This window comes from Methanoregula sp. (genome assembly GCF_035543475.1).
Classification (GTDB): domain Archaea; phylum Halobacteriota; class Methanomicrobia; order Methanomicrobiales; family Methanospirillaceae; genus Methanoregula.
The window spans coordinates 145,885-162,733 of sequence record NZ_DATKKA010000007.1; the positions used below are offsets into that span (position 1 = coordinate 145,885).

Annotated in this window: 20 protein-coding genes and 1 tRNA gene; 14 read left to right on the forward strand and 7 right to left on the reverse strand. The window is 54.2% G+C overall.

Features of this window, described 5'->3' with window-relative positions:
* Positions 1-81 precede the first annotated feature (81 nt).
* From VMS83_RS02815 to VMS83_RS02835, 5 genes are read left to right on the forward strand one after another with little or no spacing between them, the layout of a single operon-like run.
* Positions 82-354 carry a MarR family transcriptional regulator gene (locus VMS83_RS02815; RefSeq protein WP_325409665.1) on the forward strand — a complete coding sequence of 91 codons (273 nt, stop codon included), beginning with the start codon at positions 82-84 and terminating at the stop codon, positions 352-354.
* A gap of 4 nt (positions 355-358) precedes the next feature.
* Positions 359-889, forward strand: a complete 531-nt coding sequence (locus tag VMS83_RS02820; protein ID WP_325409666.1) for a tRNA (cytidine(56)-2'-O)-methyltransferase — start codon at positions 359-361, stop codon at positions 887-889.
* Positions 886-1,959, forward strand: a complete 1,074-nt coding sequence (locus tag VMS83_RS02825; RefSeq protein ID WP_325409668.1) for an ATP-grasp domain-containing protein — start codon at positions 886-888, stop codon at positions 1,957-1,959. Before VMS83_RS02820 ends, VMS83_RS02825 begins: the two co-directional genes overlap by 4 nt.
* Positions 1,959-2,480, forward strand: a complete 522-nt coding sequence (locus VMS83_RS02830; protein ID WP_325409670.1) for a transcription factor — start codon at positions 1,959-1,961, stop codon at positions 2,478-2,480. The genes VMS83_RS02825 and VMS83_RS02830 overlap by 1 nt, the downstream gene beginning before the upstream one ends.
* Complete coding sequence (locus tag VMS83_RS02835) at positions 2,473-2,976, forward strand: HD domain-containing protein (protein ID WP_325409672.1); 504 nt, start codon at positions 2,473-2,475, stop codon at positions 2,974-2,976. The genes VMS83_RS02830 and VMS83_RS02835 overlap by 8 nt, the downstream gene beginning before the upstream one ends.
* Before the next feature lie 17 nt (positions 2,977-2,993).
* On the opposite strand, the gene VMS83_RS02840 is transcribed toward VMS83_RS02835, so the two are convergent.
* On the reverse strand, positions 2,994-3,494 hold the full coding sequence (locus VMS83_RS02840) for a regulator of amino acid metabolism, contains ACT domain protein (protein ID WP_325409674.1): 501 nt from the start codon (positions 3,492-3,494) through the stop codon (positions 2,994-2,996).
* Between the two features lie 266 nt (positions 3,495-3,760).
* Between VMS83_RS02840 and VMS83_RS02845 the strand changes: the two genes are divergently transcribed.
* The 4 genes from VMS83_RS02845 (at position 3,761) to VMS83_RS02860 (ending at position 7,378) form a co-directional block, all read left to right on the forward strand.
* Positions 3,761-3,845 (forward strand) — tRNA-Leu (locus VMS83_RS02845).
* 429 nt (positions 3,846-4,274) lie between these two features.
* Complete coding sequence (locus tag VMS83_RS02850; protein WP_325409676.1) at positions 4,275-4,892, forward strand: superoxide dismutase; 618 nt, start codon at positions 4,275-4,277, stop codon at positions 4,890-4,892.
* Positions 4,893-4,975: 83 nt separating this feature from the next.
* Positions 4,976-6,364, forward strand: coding sequence for a mercury(II) reductase (gene merA / locus VMS83_RS02855; RefSeq protein ID WP_325409678.1), 1,389 nt, complete (start codon positions 4,976-4,978; stop codon positions 6,362-6,364).
* Positions 6,365-6,559: 195 nt separating this feature from the next.
* The gene (locus tag VMS83_RS02860; protein ID WP_325409679.1) at positions 6,560-7,378 is read left to right on the forward strand and encodes a hypothetical protein; all 819 of its coding nucleotides are present in this window, start codon (positions 6,560-6,562) and stop codon (positions 7,376-7,378) included.
* Positions 7,379-7,677: 299 nt separating this feature from the next.
* Here VMS83_RS02860 and VMS83_RS10950 read toward each other — a convergent pair whose 3' ends face one another.
* Positions 7,678-7,848, reverse strand: a complete 171-nt coding sequence (locus VMS83_RS10950) for a DUF2769 domain-containing protein (protein WP_414674908.1) — start codon at positions 7,846-7,848, stop codon at positions 7,678-7,680.
* 32 nt (positions 7,849-7,880) lie between these two features.
* Positions 7,881-8,276, reverse strand: a complete 396-nt coding sequence (locus tag VMS83_RS02865; RefSeq protein WP_325409681.1) for a hypothetical protein — start codon at positions 8,274-8,276, stop codon at positions 7,881-7,883.
* A 260-nt stretch (positions 8,277-8,536) separates the two neighbouring features.
* Between VMS83_RS02865 and VMS83_RS02870 the strand changes: the two genes are divergently transcribed.
* The 4 genes from VMS83_RS02870 to VMS83_RS02885 all read left to right on the forward strand — a co-directional run bounded on the left by VMS83_RS02870 (position 8,537) and on the right by VMS83_RS02885 (position 11,169).
* Complete coding sequence (locus VMS83_RS02870) at positions 8,537-9,265, forward strand: hypothetical protein (protein ID WP_325409683.1); 729 nt, start codon at positions 8,537-8,539, stop codon at positions 9,263-9,265.
* 256 nt (positions 9,266-9,521) lie between these two features.
* Entirely contained in the window at positions 9,522-9,770 is a 249-nt protein-coding gene (locus VMS83_RS02875) for an ATP cone domain-containing protein (RefSeq protein ID WP_325409685.1), read from the forward strand.
* 16 nt (positions 9,771-9,786) lie between these two features.
* Positions 9,787-9,999, forward strand: coding sequence for a hypothetical protein (locus VMS83_RS02880; RefSeq protein ID WP_325409687.1), 213 nt, complete (start codon positions 9,787-9,789; stop codon positions 9,997-9,999).
* 108 nt (positions 10,000-10,107) lie between these two features.
* Positions 10,108-11,169 carry a Gfo/Idh/MocA family oxidoreductase gene (locus VMS83_RS02885; protein WP_325409689.1) on the forward strand — a complete coding sequence of 354 codons (1,062 nt, stop codon included), beginning with the start codon at positions 10,108-10,110 and terminating at the stop codon, positions 11,167-11,169.
* 69 nt (positions 11,170-11,238) lie between these two features.
* Here the strand turns inward: VMS83_RS02885 and VMS83_RS02890 are convergent, their stop codons facing one another.
* Positions 11,239-11,703: a YbhB/YbcL family Raf kinase inhibitor-like protein gene (locus VMS83_RS02890; protein ID WP_325409691.1), complete on the reverse strand. Its 465-nt coding sequence runs from the start codon at positions 11,701-11,703 to the stop codon at positions 11,239-11,241.
* Positions 11,704-12,129: 426 nt separating this feature from the next.
* On the opposite strand from VMS83_RS02890, the gene VMS83_RS10955 reads away from it, so the two are divergent.
* Positions 12,130-12,360 (forward strand): DUF2769 domain-containing protein, encoded by a 231-nt coding sequence (locus VMS83_RS10955; RefSeq protein WP_414674909.1) that lies wholly within the window; start codon positions 12,130-12,132, stop codon positions 12,358-12,360.
* 120 nt (positions 12,361-12,480) lie between these two features.
* Here VMS83_RS10955 and VMS83_RS02895 read toward each other — a convergent pair whose 3' ends face one another.
* Genes VMS83_RS02895 through VMS83_RS02905 form a run of 3 tightly spaced genes read right to left on the reverse strand, consistent with a single transcriptional unit; the run spans position 12,481 to position 16,570 of the window.
* Positions 12,481-14,169 carry an amylo-alpha-1,6-glucosidase gene (locus VMS83_RS02895; RefSeq protein WP_325409693.1) on the reverse strand — a complete coding sequence of 563 codons (1,689 nt, stop codon included), beginning with the start codon at positions 14,167-14,169 and terminating at the stop codon, positions 12,481-12,483.
* Between the two features lie 23 nt (positions 14,170-14,192).
* Complete coding sequence (locus tag VMS83_RS02900) at positions 14,193-15,434, reverse strand: glycosyltransferase family 4 protein (RefSeq protein WP_325409695.1); 1,242 nt, start codon at positions 15,432-15,434, stop codon at positions 14,193-14,195.
* The gene (locus VMS83_RS02905; RefSeq protein WP_325409897.1) at positions 15,431-16,570 is read right to left on the reverse strand and encodes a glycosyltransferase family 4 protein; all 1,140 of its coding nucleotides are present in this window, start codon (positions 16,568-16,570) and stop codon (positions 15,431-15,433) included. The genes VMS83_RS02900 and VMS83_RS02905 overlap by 4 nt, the downstream gene beginning before the upstream one ends.
* Positions 16,571-16,849 lie beyond the last annotated feature (279 nt).

The following is a 16,849-nucleotide window of genomic DNA, read 5'->3' on the forward strand; positions in this document are numbered from 1 at the left end:
TAAGCCATGCTCCGTAAAAAGGGTGCCGGGAGAGAGGGCCGGGCAATAAACTATAATGAGGCCGGGCGGGAATGAGTACAGGTGAAAGACGAGGACACCGACTGGCTGGTCTACCACGTTATCGCGCAGGAGCAGGGGATGACCCCGGAGGCCCTTGCAGGAAAAACCGGGCTTGACGGGACTGCCCTTGCGGCCTCCCTTGACCGGCTCGATCGGGCGCTCCTCATCGACCGGACCGGAGGGAAGATCCGGGCCCTCTCTGTCGGAGAGGCGCTCCTGAAATGCCAGGCAAAATACGACGATACGCTCCCGTACATGTTCGAAGACGGCGTAATAAAACCCAGAAAGAAATGATACCATGACGGAAAGGGAAGTAGCCATCCTCCGCATCGGCCACCGGCCCGAGCGCGACCAGCGCGTGACCACCCATGTTGCACTGACCGGCAGGGCCCTGGGTGCATCGGGCATGTACCTTGCCGCAAGCGACAAGGGGGTAGTACAGAGCGTTGCAGACGTTGCCGACCGGTGGGGCGGGCAGTTTTTCTGCGAGGACAATATCAAGTGGCGTACCTGTATCAAGGACTGGAAGGCTGCCGGGGGAACCGTTGTCCACCTCACGATGTACGGGATCAACCTGCCGGACATTATCGAGGAGATCCGGCCGGGCAGGAAGATCCTCGTGGTGGTCGGGGCCGAGAAGGTGCCCGGGGAGATGTACGGCCTTGCGGACTTCAATGTCGCGGTGACCGGCCAGCCTCACTCGGAGATTGCAAGCCTCGCACTCTTCCTGGACCGGCTCTTCGAGGGATCTGAGTTCTCCTGCGAATTCCCCGGCGCAAAGATCCGTATCATCCCCTCCCGTGCCGGCAAGCAGACGGAGGAGTTGTGAAAGGAAGGGTCCTGGTTGCCGGGTTTGCCACGCGCCATGTGGCCCAGTCTGCCGCCCGGGCGGGATACGAGGTCTGTGCGGTCGATCATTTCTGCGACCAGGATCTCGCGTGGTATACCCGGGACCGGATCCGCTTCGAGGACCTTGCCGGCCTCCCTGATGCAATTGCCCGTATGGGAGAGCGTTATTCCTTCGATTTTGCCATAGCCTCTTCGGGAGCCGAGAGTCTTACCTTTCCTGTCCCGCTCTGCGGCACACCCCGCGAGCGCGTAGAACGTTTTCTGGACAAGCTTGCGATGCAGCGCTTCTTCGAAAACCTTGGTGTCCCGGTGCCCCGTATCGCCCGTGACGGTGAATATCCCGTAATGGCCAAGCCGGTCCGGGGTGCAGGAGGCTGGAGGAATGCCGTGATTCCCGATGCGGTGACCGAGAAGGCATGGGCTGCCTTGTACCCGGACGTGCCATATATCCGGCAGGAAATAGCCGGGGGTATTCCCGCGAGTGTCTGCTGCATTGCAAACGGCACGGCTGCACGGGCAGTTGCCATAAACGAACAGATTCTCCGGGGCAGCGGTGAGGCCGCGTTTGGCTTCTCCGGCTCGATCACCCCCTTTGACCATCCCATGGGAGTGACCATGACTGTCTTTGCCGAGAAGATCGCAGCAGCAAGCGGTTGCACGGGGACGGTTGGCATCGACTTCGTGGTAAGCAGCACAACACCCGTGGTTATAGAAGTAAACCCGCGGTTCCAGGGGACGCTTGATACCGTTGAAGCAGCGTACGGGTATAACCTTTTCAGTTACCATGTCAATGCCTGTGCCGGAACCCTGCCCGACACTTCCTGCCCACAGCAGTACGCTGCACGCAGGATCCTCTTTGCAGACCGGGACATGACCCTTGAAGCGGACCTGTCTCCACTAGCCCCTGCGGTCTCGGACATCCCGTGGCCGGGGACTTTTTTTGAAGAAGAGCAGGCAATCGTAAGCGTTGCCGGCACCGGGCCGACCCGGGCAGCTGCCCTGGATGCGCTGGATAAGAATATTAGCACTGTCCGACAATATATGCGCTGATGGATCCTGTGGAAGAAGTACTAAACGACCCGGCAATGCGGGCATACATTCACCGGCTAATCGGTGACGAGGGGCTCGATCTTCTGGAGAAATTCCCCAAAGACGGCGAATACAGTGATGAGGATCTTGCCGCCAACACCGGGATCAACCTTAACTCCGTGCGCCACACGCTCTACACCCTTTACGAGAAACGGCTGGCCGAGTACCACAGGATCAAGAACAACGAGACCGGCTGGCTGACCTATCTCTGGCAGCTCCGGATCGATAACATCCACAATGCCATCCGCGAGGATATGGAAACGGTGCTTGCCAAACTCGAACGCCGGTCACGGTTCGAGGAAGAGAACGATTTCTACATCTGCAAGGAATGCCACGACATCTATACCTTCACCGTGGCCATAGGCGGTAACTTTACCTGCCCCAACTGCGACCAGCCACTCTCTCATTTCGAGAACGAGATGCTGGTAAAAGCGCTCCGCGAGCGCATCGAGAATATGAAAAAGACCCTCGGCCATGCCTGAGAGCCCGGACCCGTATATCGCTCTTCTCCGGGAGTCAGGGTGCAGACCGAAGGTGATCGCCCACTGCCGGGCAGTCTGTGCCTGCGCTGGTGAGTATGCCCGAAAAACCCCGCTTGCCGATCCAGGACTTGTTACTGCCGGCGCACTGCTCCACGACATTGGCCGGGGGAGAACACACTCGATCAGCCATGCGCAGGAGGGAGCGGATATCCTGCGCGAAAAAGGATTCCCTGAACGGCTCGTCCGGATCGTGGAATGCCATACCGGGGCGGGACTGACCGCGGACGAGTGCACGCTTCTTGGCCTCCTTCCCCGCGACTGCATGCCGCAGACCATTGAGGAAAAGATCGTGACCCACGCGGACAACCTGATCGCAGGTTCGACACGGGTCACGATTGACGAAGAAATTGCGGCAGCTATCCACCTGCCAAAAAAGATCCGCAGGCGGATGTACCGGCTCGCAAACGAAGTTGAATTACTCACCCGGCCGTTCTGATAAGCACACCTGTTTTCTTAAATGATGACCTGCCGGACCTGGGGCAGGGCTCGTATCTCGCTCACGAGGCCGGCAGGGAGAGGGTCCTCGACAATGATCACAAGCTTTGGATCCTCGGAGAACTGGGGATCGGTGACAAAGATCTGGCGGATGGCAAGCCTGTGTTCCGCGATCACCCGGACCGCTGCCCCGACAATCCCGCGCTCGCTGGCGTCCCTGGGCATGACAATGATCACCGAGAACCCCAGAGACTCTGCTACCCGGCTCAGGTCAGGGGTGGCCCGCATGTTGAGGAAGATCTCGCGCAGGAACGGCCGGTCGAGAATCCGCCGGGCTGTGGAGTCCACAACACGGCGATCTGAGCCGATTGCCTTTGCGACCGCGGTGGCCGGGATCTCGATCTCATTGCAGCAGATCCGTCCCTCATCATTGACGCCAAAACCGTTTTCAAGGAGGAACCGGACCACACGGCCCTGGGACGGCGAGTCGGCAAACTCGCGGATGATATCTGACCACATATGTTCAACGGGTATAACGTAGGAAAATATACATGTATGCATCATGCCTGCCATCAGCGTATACAAAAGAAGGGGCGGGCATTTCCCTGTCCCTGCTGACCCGGAAATTCCGGTCGTGCAGGTGATCCCAAACCTCCTTTCCTGACGTGAACGGGGCCCGATCGGCCATAACATTCTTTTAGATAGACAACCTTTTTGTTATGGCACAGACGCGGGGCGCGCCGGGTTCTCCGGCGGCAGTCGCAAGTGCAGTAATTCTTAACAGGGCGAGGGTAGCCAAGCCAGGTCAAAGGCGCTAGGTTGAGGGCCTAGTCTCGTAGGAGTTCTTGGGTTCGAATCCCATCCCTCGCATTTCTCCCGCAGGGTCAAATCTCTTCTTCAATTGAAAATTCCCTGATAAGTTTTAAAGATGGCATCGCAGCTGAATCAAATGTGTTCAGCGGAACAGGTTCGGGTGCACGAATCCCGGAACCAGTTCGGTTTCACCACATCAGGCCTGAGTACGCAACCCGTTCGCTCTCGAAAGCGGTTAAGACTGGTCAGATTACCGAAGACGACCGTACTCTTATCCAGGATCATGGTGCATGGGTCGAGGCATGACAATATCAGTTTCACCAACCCCCGTTAACGCAACTACATCCAAGAGTAGTTATCGTTTCATCCTGTGTTTCAAATTCTGATTTTTAGGAAAGATCCTTTAAAATTCACCGGTGAATACCCGGCCGGTGAAGGACTATTCCCAGCCGGAAGTGTCCTTTATGCCATCAGGAGATTTTGGACATGGAATCGGACAAGTTCTATACATTACCCAAGCTGCCGTACGACTATAGGGCCCTGAAACCCTATATTTCCGAAGAACAACTGAAACTGCACCATCAGAAACATCACCAGGCCTATGTCAACGGGGCAAATGCCATCTATGAGAAATTTGACAAGACGCGTAAAGAGAACACAGACTTCGATGTCAAGGCAACACTAAAGGAGTTGTCATTCCATTTGGGGGGATTCAAACTCCACAACCTGTTCTGGGAGAACCTTGCACCCGCGGGAAAAGGCGGAGGCGGAATGCCAAAAGGGGCCCTCGCGGAAGCAATCAACGCAGAGTTCGGGAAGTTTGACCGGTTCAAAAAGGAATTTACCCAGGCTGCAACCGGTGCCGAGGGATCGGGATGGGCCGCACTAACCCTCTGTAAAAAAACCGGACGACCGCTTATCATGCAGATAGAAAAACACAACACGAACGTCTTCCCCGGTTTTGGTATCATCATGGTTCTCGATGTTTGGGAGCATGCATACTATCTCGATTACAAGAACGATCGGGCAAAATTTGTCGATGCTTTCTGGAATATTGTAAACTGGGACGAGATTGGCAAACGGTTTGACCAGATCCGCAAATGAAAAACAAAAAAAGGACTCCTACGAATCGGACACCCAGCCTTTAATTCCAGATAATGAAAGGGGGAGGTCCAGGTGAACAAAGCATGAATGGGGAATATGATCTGGTTATTATCGGGACCGGTGCAGCCGGGGTAGCAGCTGCTACTGCTGCAGTACATCTCGGTGCATCCCGCGTCGCAATCGTTGAGCGGGGCCCGCTCTGGGGTACTTGTGTCAATACCGGCTGCATCCCGAGCAAGTTCCTTCTCACCTTGGCTGGATACGACTATTACCGCGGACACGGTCATCCCGGGGTCCGCATGCAAAGTCGGTTCGATCTCGGTCAGGCACTTGCCGAAAAAAATGCGCTGCAGGAGCACCTGAGGGAAAAAAAGCGTGGGACCCTTTTTGACCGACTCGGCGTTGAGCTGATTGAAGGAGAAGCGAGATTTCTCTCCACTCATACAATGCAGGTCGGTGACAGAAAACTTGCCTCAAAACGGTTTATCATTGCAACCGGCTCCACTCCTGCGATTCCCCAAGTGGAAGGAATCGGATCGGTCCCATTCATGACAAGCGCGGACGCACTCAGCCCGGACCACATCCCTGCCACACTCATCGTCATTGGCGGGAGAGCCCTCGGCCTTGAGTTTGCCCAGCTCTATACCCACCTGGGGACCCGGGTCACCATTCTCCAGAGGAGCCCGAGGATCCTCCCGGATGAAGAACCAGAGATTGCGGATTTGATGGCCCGATATCTTGCGCAGGAGGGTATTGAGATCCTGACCGGGGTTGACATAAAGCGGGTTGAACAGATGGGGGATTCTGTGAGCGTCGTTGCAGGTATCAGAGGTGAACAGCAGGTCGTCACCGCTGATAGACTTCTTCTTGCAACCGGGCGTACCCCGAACACGCAGGAACTCAATTGCAGTGTCGCAGCAGTTGATGTAAACAGGAACGGAGCCATTGTCGTAGATACAATGCTTGGGACTTCGGCCCCGCATATCTGGGCAGCAGGCGATGTGATTGGCGAACCCATGCTTGAAACGGCAGCGCGGTATGGAGGTGAGATTGCGGCATCCAATGCCCTCCGTGATCTAAAACGATCATACAACAGCGCCCTTCTCCCGCATGGGATCTTCACCACACCACAGGTAGCAGGGGTGGGAATGACCGAAGAAAAAGCCCAAAAGGCCGGCCTGAACCCGGTATCGCACAGCATTCGCACGGATTCGATGGCAAAATTCTCAATTGACGGGGACACCCGGGGAATGGTAAAGATTGTCGCCGACAAAAGGAGCAGGCGGATACTGGGAGTACATGTCTGCGCTCCTCTAGCCACCGAGATGATCCAGGAAGGGGTCATTGCGGTCACGAGATACCTGACTGCAGACGATCTTGCAGAACTACCGCATGTCTTCCCTACAGCGACAGAAGCCCTTGCGGTATGTGCCCGCGGCCTTCTGGCGCATACCGGGGATTGTTCCGGATGATAAATCAAGGCTCCTGAAAAAAAGAACTAAAATTCCGGTACCTGCCAATCATTTCAAGAATTGTCCTAAAATCTGTAAATCAACAGAATTTTTATCTGCCGCTCCTGAGAAGAGACGCTCGTACGGTGAAGTTGTTGTATGTGTGATCGTTTTGTCATTGGGGTACTCCTGATATTGACCACTGCATTTCTCTTGATGGGATGTACCCAGAACGCGGCACCTGTGCAGGCGCCACAACAGGTAACCGAGCAGCTGACTGCCCCGGCATCCGATACGATCAGGGTCGTCCCGAGCACGCTGGGAAATATCCTTGTAGATGCGCAGGGAAAGACGCTCTATTATTTTGCCGCTGATATACCGGGAAGTGGTGCAAGTACCTGCAGCGGCTCGTGCACCGGTCTCTGGCCGGTCTTTTACCGGGATACAGTCACGGTCTCGCCTCCACTTGGGGCATCCGATTTTTCCTCCTTTATCCGGGCTGACGGGACAAGCCAAACCGCATACCGGGGATGGCCGCTCTACTATTTCCAGGGAGATACAGGACCCGGGAATGTTTCGGGAGAGAATGTGAACAATAACTGGTTTGTAGTCAAGCCGGATGAGACTGTAATGATCGCCCAGCGTGGCACTCTTGGCCTGTTCCTCACCGACCGGATGGGAAACACCCTGTATTACTTTGCAAAGGATACCCCGGATATGAGTGCCTGTACCGGCGCATGCCTTGCGAAATGGCCCCCATTCTACGCGAACCCGGTCAGTGCCCCGTCAGTACTTAACCCGGCTGCGTTTGGCACGGTGACCCGCGCGGACGGCAGGAACCAGACCACGTTCATGAGCATGCCGCTTTACTATTACGCAAACGATACGCAACCCGGTGATACCAACGGTGAGGGGTTCAACAACCTCTGGTACGTGGCAAATATCACCGGTACAATACCGGCCGAATCCAGGGCAGTACCTACTGCCGAACCTACACCGGTTCCGACAACAGTGACATCGTACGGCGGATATTGAATGACCGAATATCGCGAAGTGCGGTAAATCCTCCTGCTCAACGTTGGCAAAGGAAAGAATACGCATCCTGTCTGGCGGCTCGGCACACGTCACTGATAAAAATTCGTTATCATGGATCATCAGCCCTGCACGCGGCGGGTAAATATACTTTTTTTGAGATGCTCAATTGATTGAAAAAGAAATTTTTATTTTCATCCCGAGGGTTCCCCAAGGTAGAAACAGGGCCATCTTTTACGGACGCCGACCATTTCCTGTATCATACTGTCAGTAAAACCCGGATCGGCCCTGACGAGACTGGTTCAGGCGCTCTTTCTTCCATGGAGCGCGTGATCATAGCGTTGCGCCATTTCAGATCCTCGCGCACAATAGAATGTATTCTTCAGCCCTATCTCTCCGGTAATTGGGCAACCCGGGCAGATACAGTCCTGTTCCGGGGAAATACAGGTTAAATCCTGTTTTCCCGAGAACATGTGATTCCATGGCTGCGGGTGTACCTGATCCTTTACAAACCCTTTACAGAAAACGTATTATCCACGTCGATCTCATTATAGCCCAACTGAATTAAATCCCGCTTTATTGTAGAAACGAACAAGGGGTTCAGAGGTTTTTTTGTATAATCCGCCAGAAGCCCTGCAAGAATCCGGGGAAATTCTGCATTCCTCCCCCGGTAGATATGCTGCAACAGAAGGGAAACGGCATTGCCTAGTATGTCTGGTCCATACAAATCCGGTCTGTCCAGAGAAGCACCGAGAAGGCCGGTCCATATTTCGTAAATGTCATATTTTCTGCAGAAACGGGAAAATTGCTCGGATAAGAGGTAATCGCCTAAACCCTCGCGTATCATTTGGTCGGATAAGAGCCTGATGGCATGTCTGTGGGGATCCTGCGGCATCGCCATAATGTCTTGATTACCCATTCGATATTTAAATCCTTCATCAGCCAGGCTCACTCGTATGCTGCCGGCAGATCCTCAGTAAAGTCTTCACTCCAGCCACCGTGCAGGAGGAATTTTTCGGTCACAATACAGGTTGACCATTCATGAAACGATTTTTATGAACCCGGTTATTTCACCAGGGATCAACATTCCATTGATACCGGAAAATCATGACCTCTTCCTCAATCATAAGTATTAAGAATCGGCAAAACTTCTTTGAGGATATGGCCCAATTGCATTTCTCTGCTTTATCGGATAGGGGGATCCGGTCAATCAACAATGATGCATTCTGTGCTGAAAAGATTGGGAATTATTTTGTCTTCGGGGTAGCTGAGGGAGAGGCCGATCCCACATACGAGGGAGTAGCGAGCAGTACTGCCATGTCCTGTCTCAGGGAGTCAGCAAAAAGCCCGGCAAATTCACCGGCTGCAACCCTTGCCCGGGCCGTGCACGGAACCGATGCCCGGATCAGTGCACATGCATCCGACTTCCCTGGCAGGACAACGGATGCAACACACCTGAGTGCCTGTCTTATCGACGATACCTTGGAATGCACGATCCTCGATACCGGTGAAGGAAATGCCTACCTTATCAGCCACGACAGTGTCCAGGTTCCTCGGGAATACGCAATATCCCATCACCTGCAGGCGCCTAAGTTTCCCGAACGGGGCAATAACGGAGAGAAGAAGCGGGAAGGCATGATCTCCCATACCCTTGGCGAGCCCCGCATCCTTGCAACTACCGATTTCATAACGGTAAACATCGTGGATCGGTTTCTGCTTTTCAATTCCGGCGGGTTGCACGATTTTGTCAAAAAAGACCGTATTGCGGAGATTGTCCGCCAGAACGGGGAAAATGTCGAGGCATCCGCTGAGTTCCTTGTGGAAGAGGCACTCTCTGCCGGGAGCGACCGGACCATTACGCTTGTCCTCGTCCATGGGCACCGCCACTGAGTTTTTCCCAACTTTTTTTGGTTTTTTTAAGAATTTGTGCACATCCTCCCGGAAACCGTTGTGCAGAAAGATCAGAAAGCATATGGCCGGTTGTTTCAGGGAATGTCTCAAAAAATGACAACCGGGACAAATGCTATGATGCTGCGGGATAAGGGCTCACCAGCGGGAGAGGATGGTGGATCCCTGACGCAAAAATGCGATTTGGGGATTACCCGGGACAGGGTCAGATCTCGCTTCAGGTGACAGCAATATGATTATGGTAAAGAAAAGAGACGGCCGCAAAGAACCCTTTGTTGCCGAAAAGATCGTCGTAAGCGCGATTAAATCCGGTGCACCGCCGGATATCGCACGGATGATTGCCTCGGAGATTGAAAGGCTTGCCGTTGACGGTATCGCGACAAATGAGATCAAAAAAAGGGTGCTCGTGACACTCAAGGCAAAAAATCCTGAATGGGAACGGAACTGGATGGTGTTTGACACGGCCGTAAAAAAGCGGCCGGAATAACCGGGAGGACAGGGATATGCCGTACCGATGGAAAACAAAGATCGATGTGGACGAAGCTATTGTGGTGATCATGAATGTCCTTGACAGGAATCAGGATCTGCCCAATTGGCTGATATCAACGATCAATGGCTCGATCGCAGATTCGGACAGGAAAGTGGTTGGTTACTTCTTTGAGGAAGTAAAAAAGCACGTGCCCCGGGCTCTGAAGTATTTCGAATCCCGCGAGTAAGGCGGATGGCTGGATTGTCATCATTTCTGCCACTCAATATATACTGGCCCACAAGGACGGGTGGCCGAGAAAACAGCCTGCTGATATTTCCGGATAAAGGGTAGACGCATGCAGGACACTGTCGATATCGGAATAATCGGGCTGGGCAGCAGAGGTCTTCTCTGGAAGAGGATCGTCGAGAACAATCCGGCGCTCAATCTTGTCGCGGTCAGCGATGTCCACCGGCCAAACATCACCCGTCACGAGACGTACCGTTATTACGAGGATTACCTCAGGCTCCTTGATTCCGGTGTGGATGCAGTATTTGTTGCCCCGCAGAACAAGTACCGGCCGAAAGTTGTAACCGATGCCCTGGCCCGGGGCATTCATGTCTTTTGCGAGATCCCCCCAGGCAGGAGCGTTCACGATATGGAGGATATTATTGCTTGTGAAAAAAAGGCAGGTGGGGCTGTGCTCGGTTTTGGGTTTACCCACCGGTTCCATAGTGCGGTGAGCAAGGCAAAGGAGATCACGGATTCAGGAAAGTACGGAAAAATCCTGTGGATGAATGGTGTCCACGGTAAGTCAGGGGGAGATGATTTTGAGAGCATATGGAGGAGCAACCGGGAGTGGGCCGGCGGAGGTATCCTGCTCGACCAGGGGATCCGGTTAATCGACCTGTTCCTGTTTTTTGCAGGAGATTTCAGCGAGGTAAAAAGTATTGTCTCCACATCGTTATGGAATATCCCGGTTGACGACAACGCCTTTGCTCTCTTACGCAATTCCCAAAACCAGATTGCGATGCTTCACGCATCCTCAGTCCACTGGAAAAATACGTTCACCCTCGAAATCTGTCTTGAGAAGGGGTTCATTACCATCAGAGGAAATCTTACCCCGACCGGGGATTACGGTCCCCGGGAAACGCTGATCGTATCCCCCCGCCCCGACAGGCATGAGAACCATCTGGACGGGCTCTTCGAAGAATCGATTACCTGTTTTGATACTGCAGCAGCGACGGATCGGGAGGTTGACACATTCGTCGATTGCATCAGGAGCGGTACAATAGTTCAAATGGGATCTTCCGCCGATGCCCTGAAGTCAATGAAACTGGTTGACCGGATATACCGCAGTGATCGGGGCTGGTGGCGCCGTTGGAACTTATCGGGGAATGATGCAATTCGGGCAGGATAAAGGCATCTTTCACACATTCAGCCACAGGGCGGCTGAATTTCGACGAAGATCAAAAACAGGGAACGCCGGTTACCGGCTGTATGTTGCAATGGCCTGACCGCCGTACTGTAATACATGCCCTTTCATTGCATCCTCAAGGACATCCCGCTTCGAACCTGCTGGAATACCCAGTATCGTGTCAAGTCCGTACACGTTGAAATAGTAAGTATGCACCTCACCGGGATGTGGACAGGGGCCCCGGTATCCCGTTGAGCCGAAATCGTTTGTCCCCTGGACAGCCGCAAACGGCGCGGTTATCAGTGCGGCCTTGGGAATATTTTCTGGTATGACGGGCCGGGATTCGAAATCCCACATCAGCCAATGAGTGAAACGTTCGGAAGGTCCGATCCAGTCATCAACAATGACTGCGAGGTACCCGGAATGGATACGGTCGATATTGATTTGCGGGGAGATGTTCTCGCCATCACAAGTATGCTTCTTTGGAAAATTTCCTTTGTCAAAATCGATACTGATGAAAAGGTTCTCGTTCTCCATACATATGCTCCTCCTGCACCCCTTCGATTTTCATAATGGGGGATATTAAGATGACCGTGAATCTCTCCGGCACTCCATAATCCTATGTCGGATTTACAAAATTTGTGACATTGTTTGAAACATGTTTATACAAGCCGGCAGATGTATGGCATGCCACGGGGGCGAAGTGATAGTTATGGACGGGAGTCCTGTTGTGCTCTGGATAAAAGAGCGAATTTTTGCCTCGCGGGTTCTTAAGGTCCTAATATTTTCAAGCCTGCCACCTTTTCTCCGGGACATTCTGGGAAGAAATAAAGGGAATCTTCCGGGAGCGATCATATATCCGTGCAGAGAAGGTTTTTCCCGGAAACGCTGTTTTCATTTTCCGGGATCTACCGATATGTTGATGTGGTCTCTCCTGTTAATAGTGCGCGGAGGAAGTATTGAATGGTAAAAGTGGATGAATCCGTGGCAAATCTCGATGTTTGCGGGAGATTTTGCCGATCATGCCCGACTTATGCAGCAAATAACCTGAAAACCGGTAATCCGCCGCTTCTGTTCTGTGGCCGTGGTGGATCCTCCAGAGCCCAGGAAATAAAAAGGGAAGGATGCAACTGCCCGAAATGCGGCGTGCACACACGGTACAAACTTACCGGCGATTACTATTGTTCCAAATAACATGGCGGTTCCAGCGTCCCAATGGAGTGATCGTTGATGAGGGATTATCACCGCCGTGATCAATTTGATCTCTATCGCAGATGCAACAGGGCTTCTTAATTATTTTCTGTAATTTTACACTTATTCGGAGAGCATCCGGTACGCCCGGGCAATCTCTGCCACGCTCCATGCCTGGGCAATGCACCCGTTGGGATGAAATGGCGGGTCGCCATCAAAGATCTCGGATATGAACCCTATCCCTGCCTCCCTTCCGTGCGAAAGGATCGGAACGAGGACATGTGCTGCCCGTTCCCGGGGAACGCCGTTCCGGAGGAGTGCCTCAGCATAATAACCGGTAAGCCAGGGCCAGACACACCCGTTATGATAGCTGCTGTCGCCGGTGTACTGCCCCCGGTAGTTCGGGTCTGACGGCGAAAGCGTGCGGAGCCCGTACGGTGTCAGGAGCGCCCGGGAAATTGTGCCAAGCGCAGTTGCGGTCTGCTCCGGGCTGACAAGGCCAAGAGCGAGTGGAATCACCTGGTTTGGCCGGACAGAAGGATCGACCGGATCGATCACGTCATACAGGCACTCCTGTTCCTTATTCCAGAACCGCCCGAATTCCCTGCGTGCCGATTCGGAACTGACCGGCACCGGGATCCCCATGGCCTCGGCTTCTGCCAGGGCATGTACCCAGAGAGCATTGACCTCGACCGGTTTCCCCGCACGGGGCGTGAACGCGGTATCCATCCAGGTACTCCCCGGAACAACGACAATCAGGTCATGGTCCAGCGTGGCAACAGGTGAAGACGGGTATGCTGCCAGGATATTTTCCATCACCGGCTTCATCTTTTCCAAGAAGGGATCGTCTCCCCACCGGCGCCGGTACCGGACGAGGGCCTGAATAAACCATAACGACGCATCGCTGGTGTGGTAATTGTCAGGAAACCTGTTGGGGATCACGCCATCCCTGATCAGGGTGGAAAGCCGCATGAGCACGGCGCGGGCCTCATCACGCATCCCGCGTTCGATGAGCAGGCCGGCAACGCTGATGGCCGAATCACGCCCCCATGATTCACAGAACCAGTGGTAGCCGGCGAATATCTCGTCTCCCTGGCAGAATGCATCCGCTGCCCGGTCCAGCCAGCCGGGGATGGTCCGGGGTGGCCGTGCACGGGTCGGACCCGGTGGATCGCGTGCTTCGCCGGTGCAGCGGAACAGGATGGCAGCATTCCTTACCTGGCCCTGGAAAACTCCCGGTGAATAGAGATCCTCCACCGGTTCGTACCCCCGTTCGTACTCCCGCTGGTACCAGAGATTCCGGTAGGTGACCGGGCTGGCCTCACAGGGCAGATCCCCATGGAAAAAAAGTTCTCCCCACCGGAACCCGCCCGGTTCGTGCGTGCAGCCCGGGGCAGGGTCCCTCATGACCTCATGTACCGGCCGGTCGGTGATGAGGGGACGGACCCACAGGTCGGCATCGCCGGTGATATCGTAGGTCACCGAAAGGCTCCCGTCAAACGTGATCGTCTTTTTTACGATGATATCATCGATCCAGTAAACCCACGACGGAGGGTATGCCGAAAATGCCTTAAGGTACCGGAGCCCCCCGTCGTTTGCGGTTCCCCGGTATTGCTGGGTGGAGAGCTGGATGCCGTTCACCCGTTCATCAAGCCCGGCAAGGAGCAGGCGCCCTTCCCGGACAAAAAGCCCGTGGTATTTCCTGGTGTTGCCACCAGGGGTTGAGGAAACGTACTCATGGTACGATGCCAGGAGAAATTCAAGGCTCCGGGCAGTTTCGGGGTTTTGGACCTCCCGCCCGTACTGGAACACTTTTGAAGCACTCCGTGTAATTTTTAACTGTCGGCAAGTTCCCGGTAGACCATGAGGGTGTTTTCCGCCGCAGTGTCCCACGTAAAGTGCTCGATCACCCGGCTCCTGCCATTCCTGCCCATTGTTTCAGCAAGGTCATGGTGCTTTAAGATCTCTATGGTAAACTTTGCAATATCGAGGGGATCGTACGGGTTAATATGATAGCCACAGATCCCTTCCCCTGAGGGAATCACCTGCTCGCGGAAACCTGAAGTCCCTCGTGCCCCGACTACGACCGGCTTTCCCATCGACATGGCCTCGGTACAGACAATGCCGAAGGGTTCGTATTTCGAGGGCAGGACAACAACATCCGACGCCGCATAGTACAGGATGCGTTCCTCTTCCGGGGCCATACGGAATTGCAAAATTACATTCTCTTCAAGATGATGGTTGTGCACCATATGCACGAGCATCTGCTCCATATCCCCGAGACCAAGAATGACCAGTTTTGCGTCGGGGATCTCTTTTACGATATGGATCATTGCCCGGATGAGCGTGTCGGCTCCTTTCACCCATGTCAGCCGGCCAATGAAAAAGATCATCGGGGAATATCCGACCCCGATCTTTTCGCGGAACGCCTCGATCTCGCGGGACGAAAACCGTGCGGGATCGTATTTTTTCTCATCGACGCCATTGTGGATGACCCGTATCTTCTGCTCCGTGTACCCATAGCTTACCAGTTCGTCCCTCATGGCATAACTGACCGTAACGATCCGGTCTGCGATGGTGGCAGAGAGTCGCTCAATATCCTTGATTGTCGGGGAGCCGGTAGGGTTTCGTCCCTGTTCCGTTGAATGAAAGTGAAAGACAAACGGTACCCGGAGGTTTTTTCTGGCCACGATACCGGCAAGGGCCGCGAGCCAGTCATGGGAGACCAGCAGGTCGTAGTGCTGGTTCTCCTTTTCTACCAGCTGGTTGACCAGTTTCGATGCGGAAAGCAGGTTGTACAGGAGGGTCTCGGCAAAGAACTCCTGACCGTTCTCGTCCCATGTCTTCACCTCGGCCGGGTTGATGATGGAGATAATATCGGAAAATTTCATCAGCAGCGGGCGGTGGATATCTATGCCCTGGCGGCTCTCAGACGTAGGATCGTTGCCGGTATTCCGTGAAAAAACAGAGAGGGAATGTCCTTTCCGGATGAACTGGCGGGAGATCTCATCAGCATACGTACCCAGGCCCCCCCGGAAAAAGGGAGGAAATTCATCGACGAAATAGGCAATTTTCATGCAACCACCCGGGAATACGTTCCGGTCATCTTCTCGCCGATCGGGCCCCAGAGGAACATGCGGTCGATCTTTTTCCTGCCCCGTTTCCCGAGCGCACCGGCCTCTCTTGGCCTGCCAATGACAGCGTTCATTCCCTCTGCCAGGGCATCCGGCTGAGGCTCCACCTTGATGCCATCAACGAATGAATCGATGTTTTCCGAGAGCCCGCCCACGTTGGATGCCACGACCCCTTTTTCGGCGCTCCATGCCTCCAGCAGCACCAGTCCGAATGGCTCGTTCCTGCTCGGGATGACCACGAGATCGCAGGCGTTGAGGAGGCGGATATACTCGGAATCAGGGATATACCCGATGAAATTGACCGGGAGATCGAATGCACGCTCCACCAGCTGCTCCCGCATGTCCCCCTCGCCGGCAACAATCAGTTGTGCATCCCGGTGTTCCTGGCATACGGTTTTGATTGCCCCGACAAGCAGGTCCGGGCCTTTCTGGTAGGCCAGCCTGCCGATGAAGAGGATAAACGGATCGGACGCCCCGATCCCGTAGGCCTGCTTTACCTCGTCTGCACTGACCTCTGCCTGGTACTGCCGCGGCACGATTCCGTTTGGCACAACATCGCATTTCCAGTCCGGGACATTGTAGAGCTGCATGACCTCGTTTTTAAGCGTGGCAGATACGGCCGTCACGCGCTTTGCGATGAGGCCCCCGTACCATTCCTTGCCGGAGATCTCCTTGAACTCCCACCAGTCGCCAAAATGGTTGCCGCTCCTGCCGTATTCTGTGGAATGGTACGTAAGGATGGTGTTCCGGTCCTGCAGGAGGTGGAGAGCCTGGACCGGGTGCCAGTCATTAAAGTGGAGATAATCGAATTTCCGTCCGGTATCGAACCGGTGGAAATTTTCCACCATCCCAAGGCTCATGTTGTTGCAGTACTCCACGATGTTATTGCCCTGCGGCTGGCAGTAATGGTAACTGACGTTGTTGATCGTCTGGTCCGGGATCCAACCACGGGTGAAGAAGTGAACCTCGTGCTTCTGTGCCAGGGTCTCGGCGAGGTGCGTTGCTGCAGGGGCAAGACCGCCCACGCGTTCGGCATAGAGCGATTCCCAGCAGAAGATGGCTATCTTGAGTGACTCCAAAAACATTCCCTCCGTTTAAAAACCAGGTACCTGTAATCCTTTCGTTCTGTACAATCCTTCAATCACGGTATCAGGCTCACGGTACCCGGGCTTTTCTTCCTCAGGTTCGTGGAAGCTTCCCTGATCATTCCCTGCAGGGAACACGGCCGAGCATGGTTCCCTCAGAGCCCCGGAGCCGTCTGGTGCTCTCCGGAATGCTCTTCAGTGATTTTATGATTCCAAAAGACAGGATATAAAAATGATCGTTCTTTGCAATTTTTGAGAAAGGCACTTTCTCTC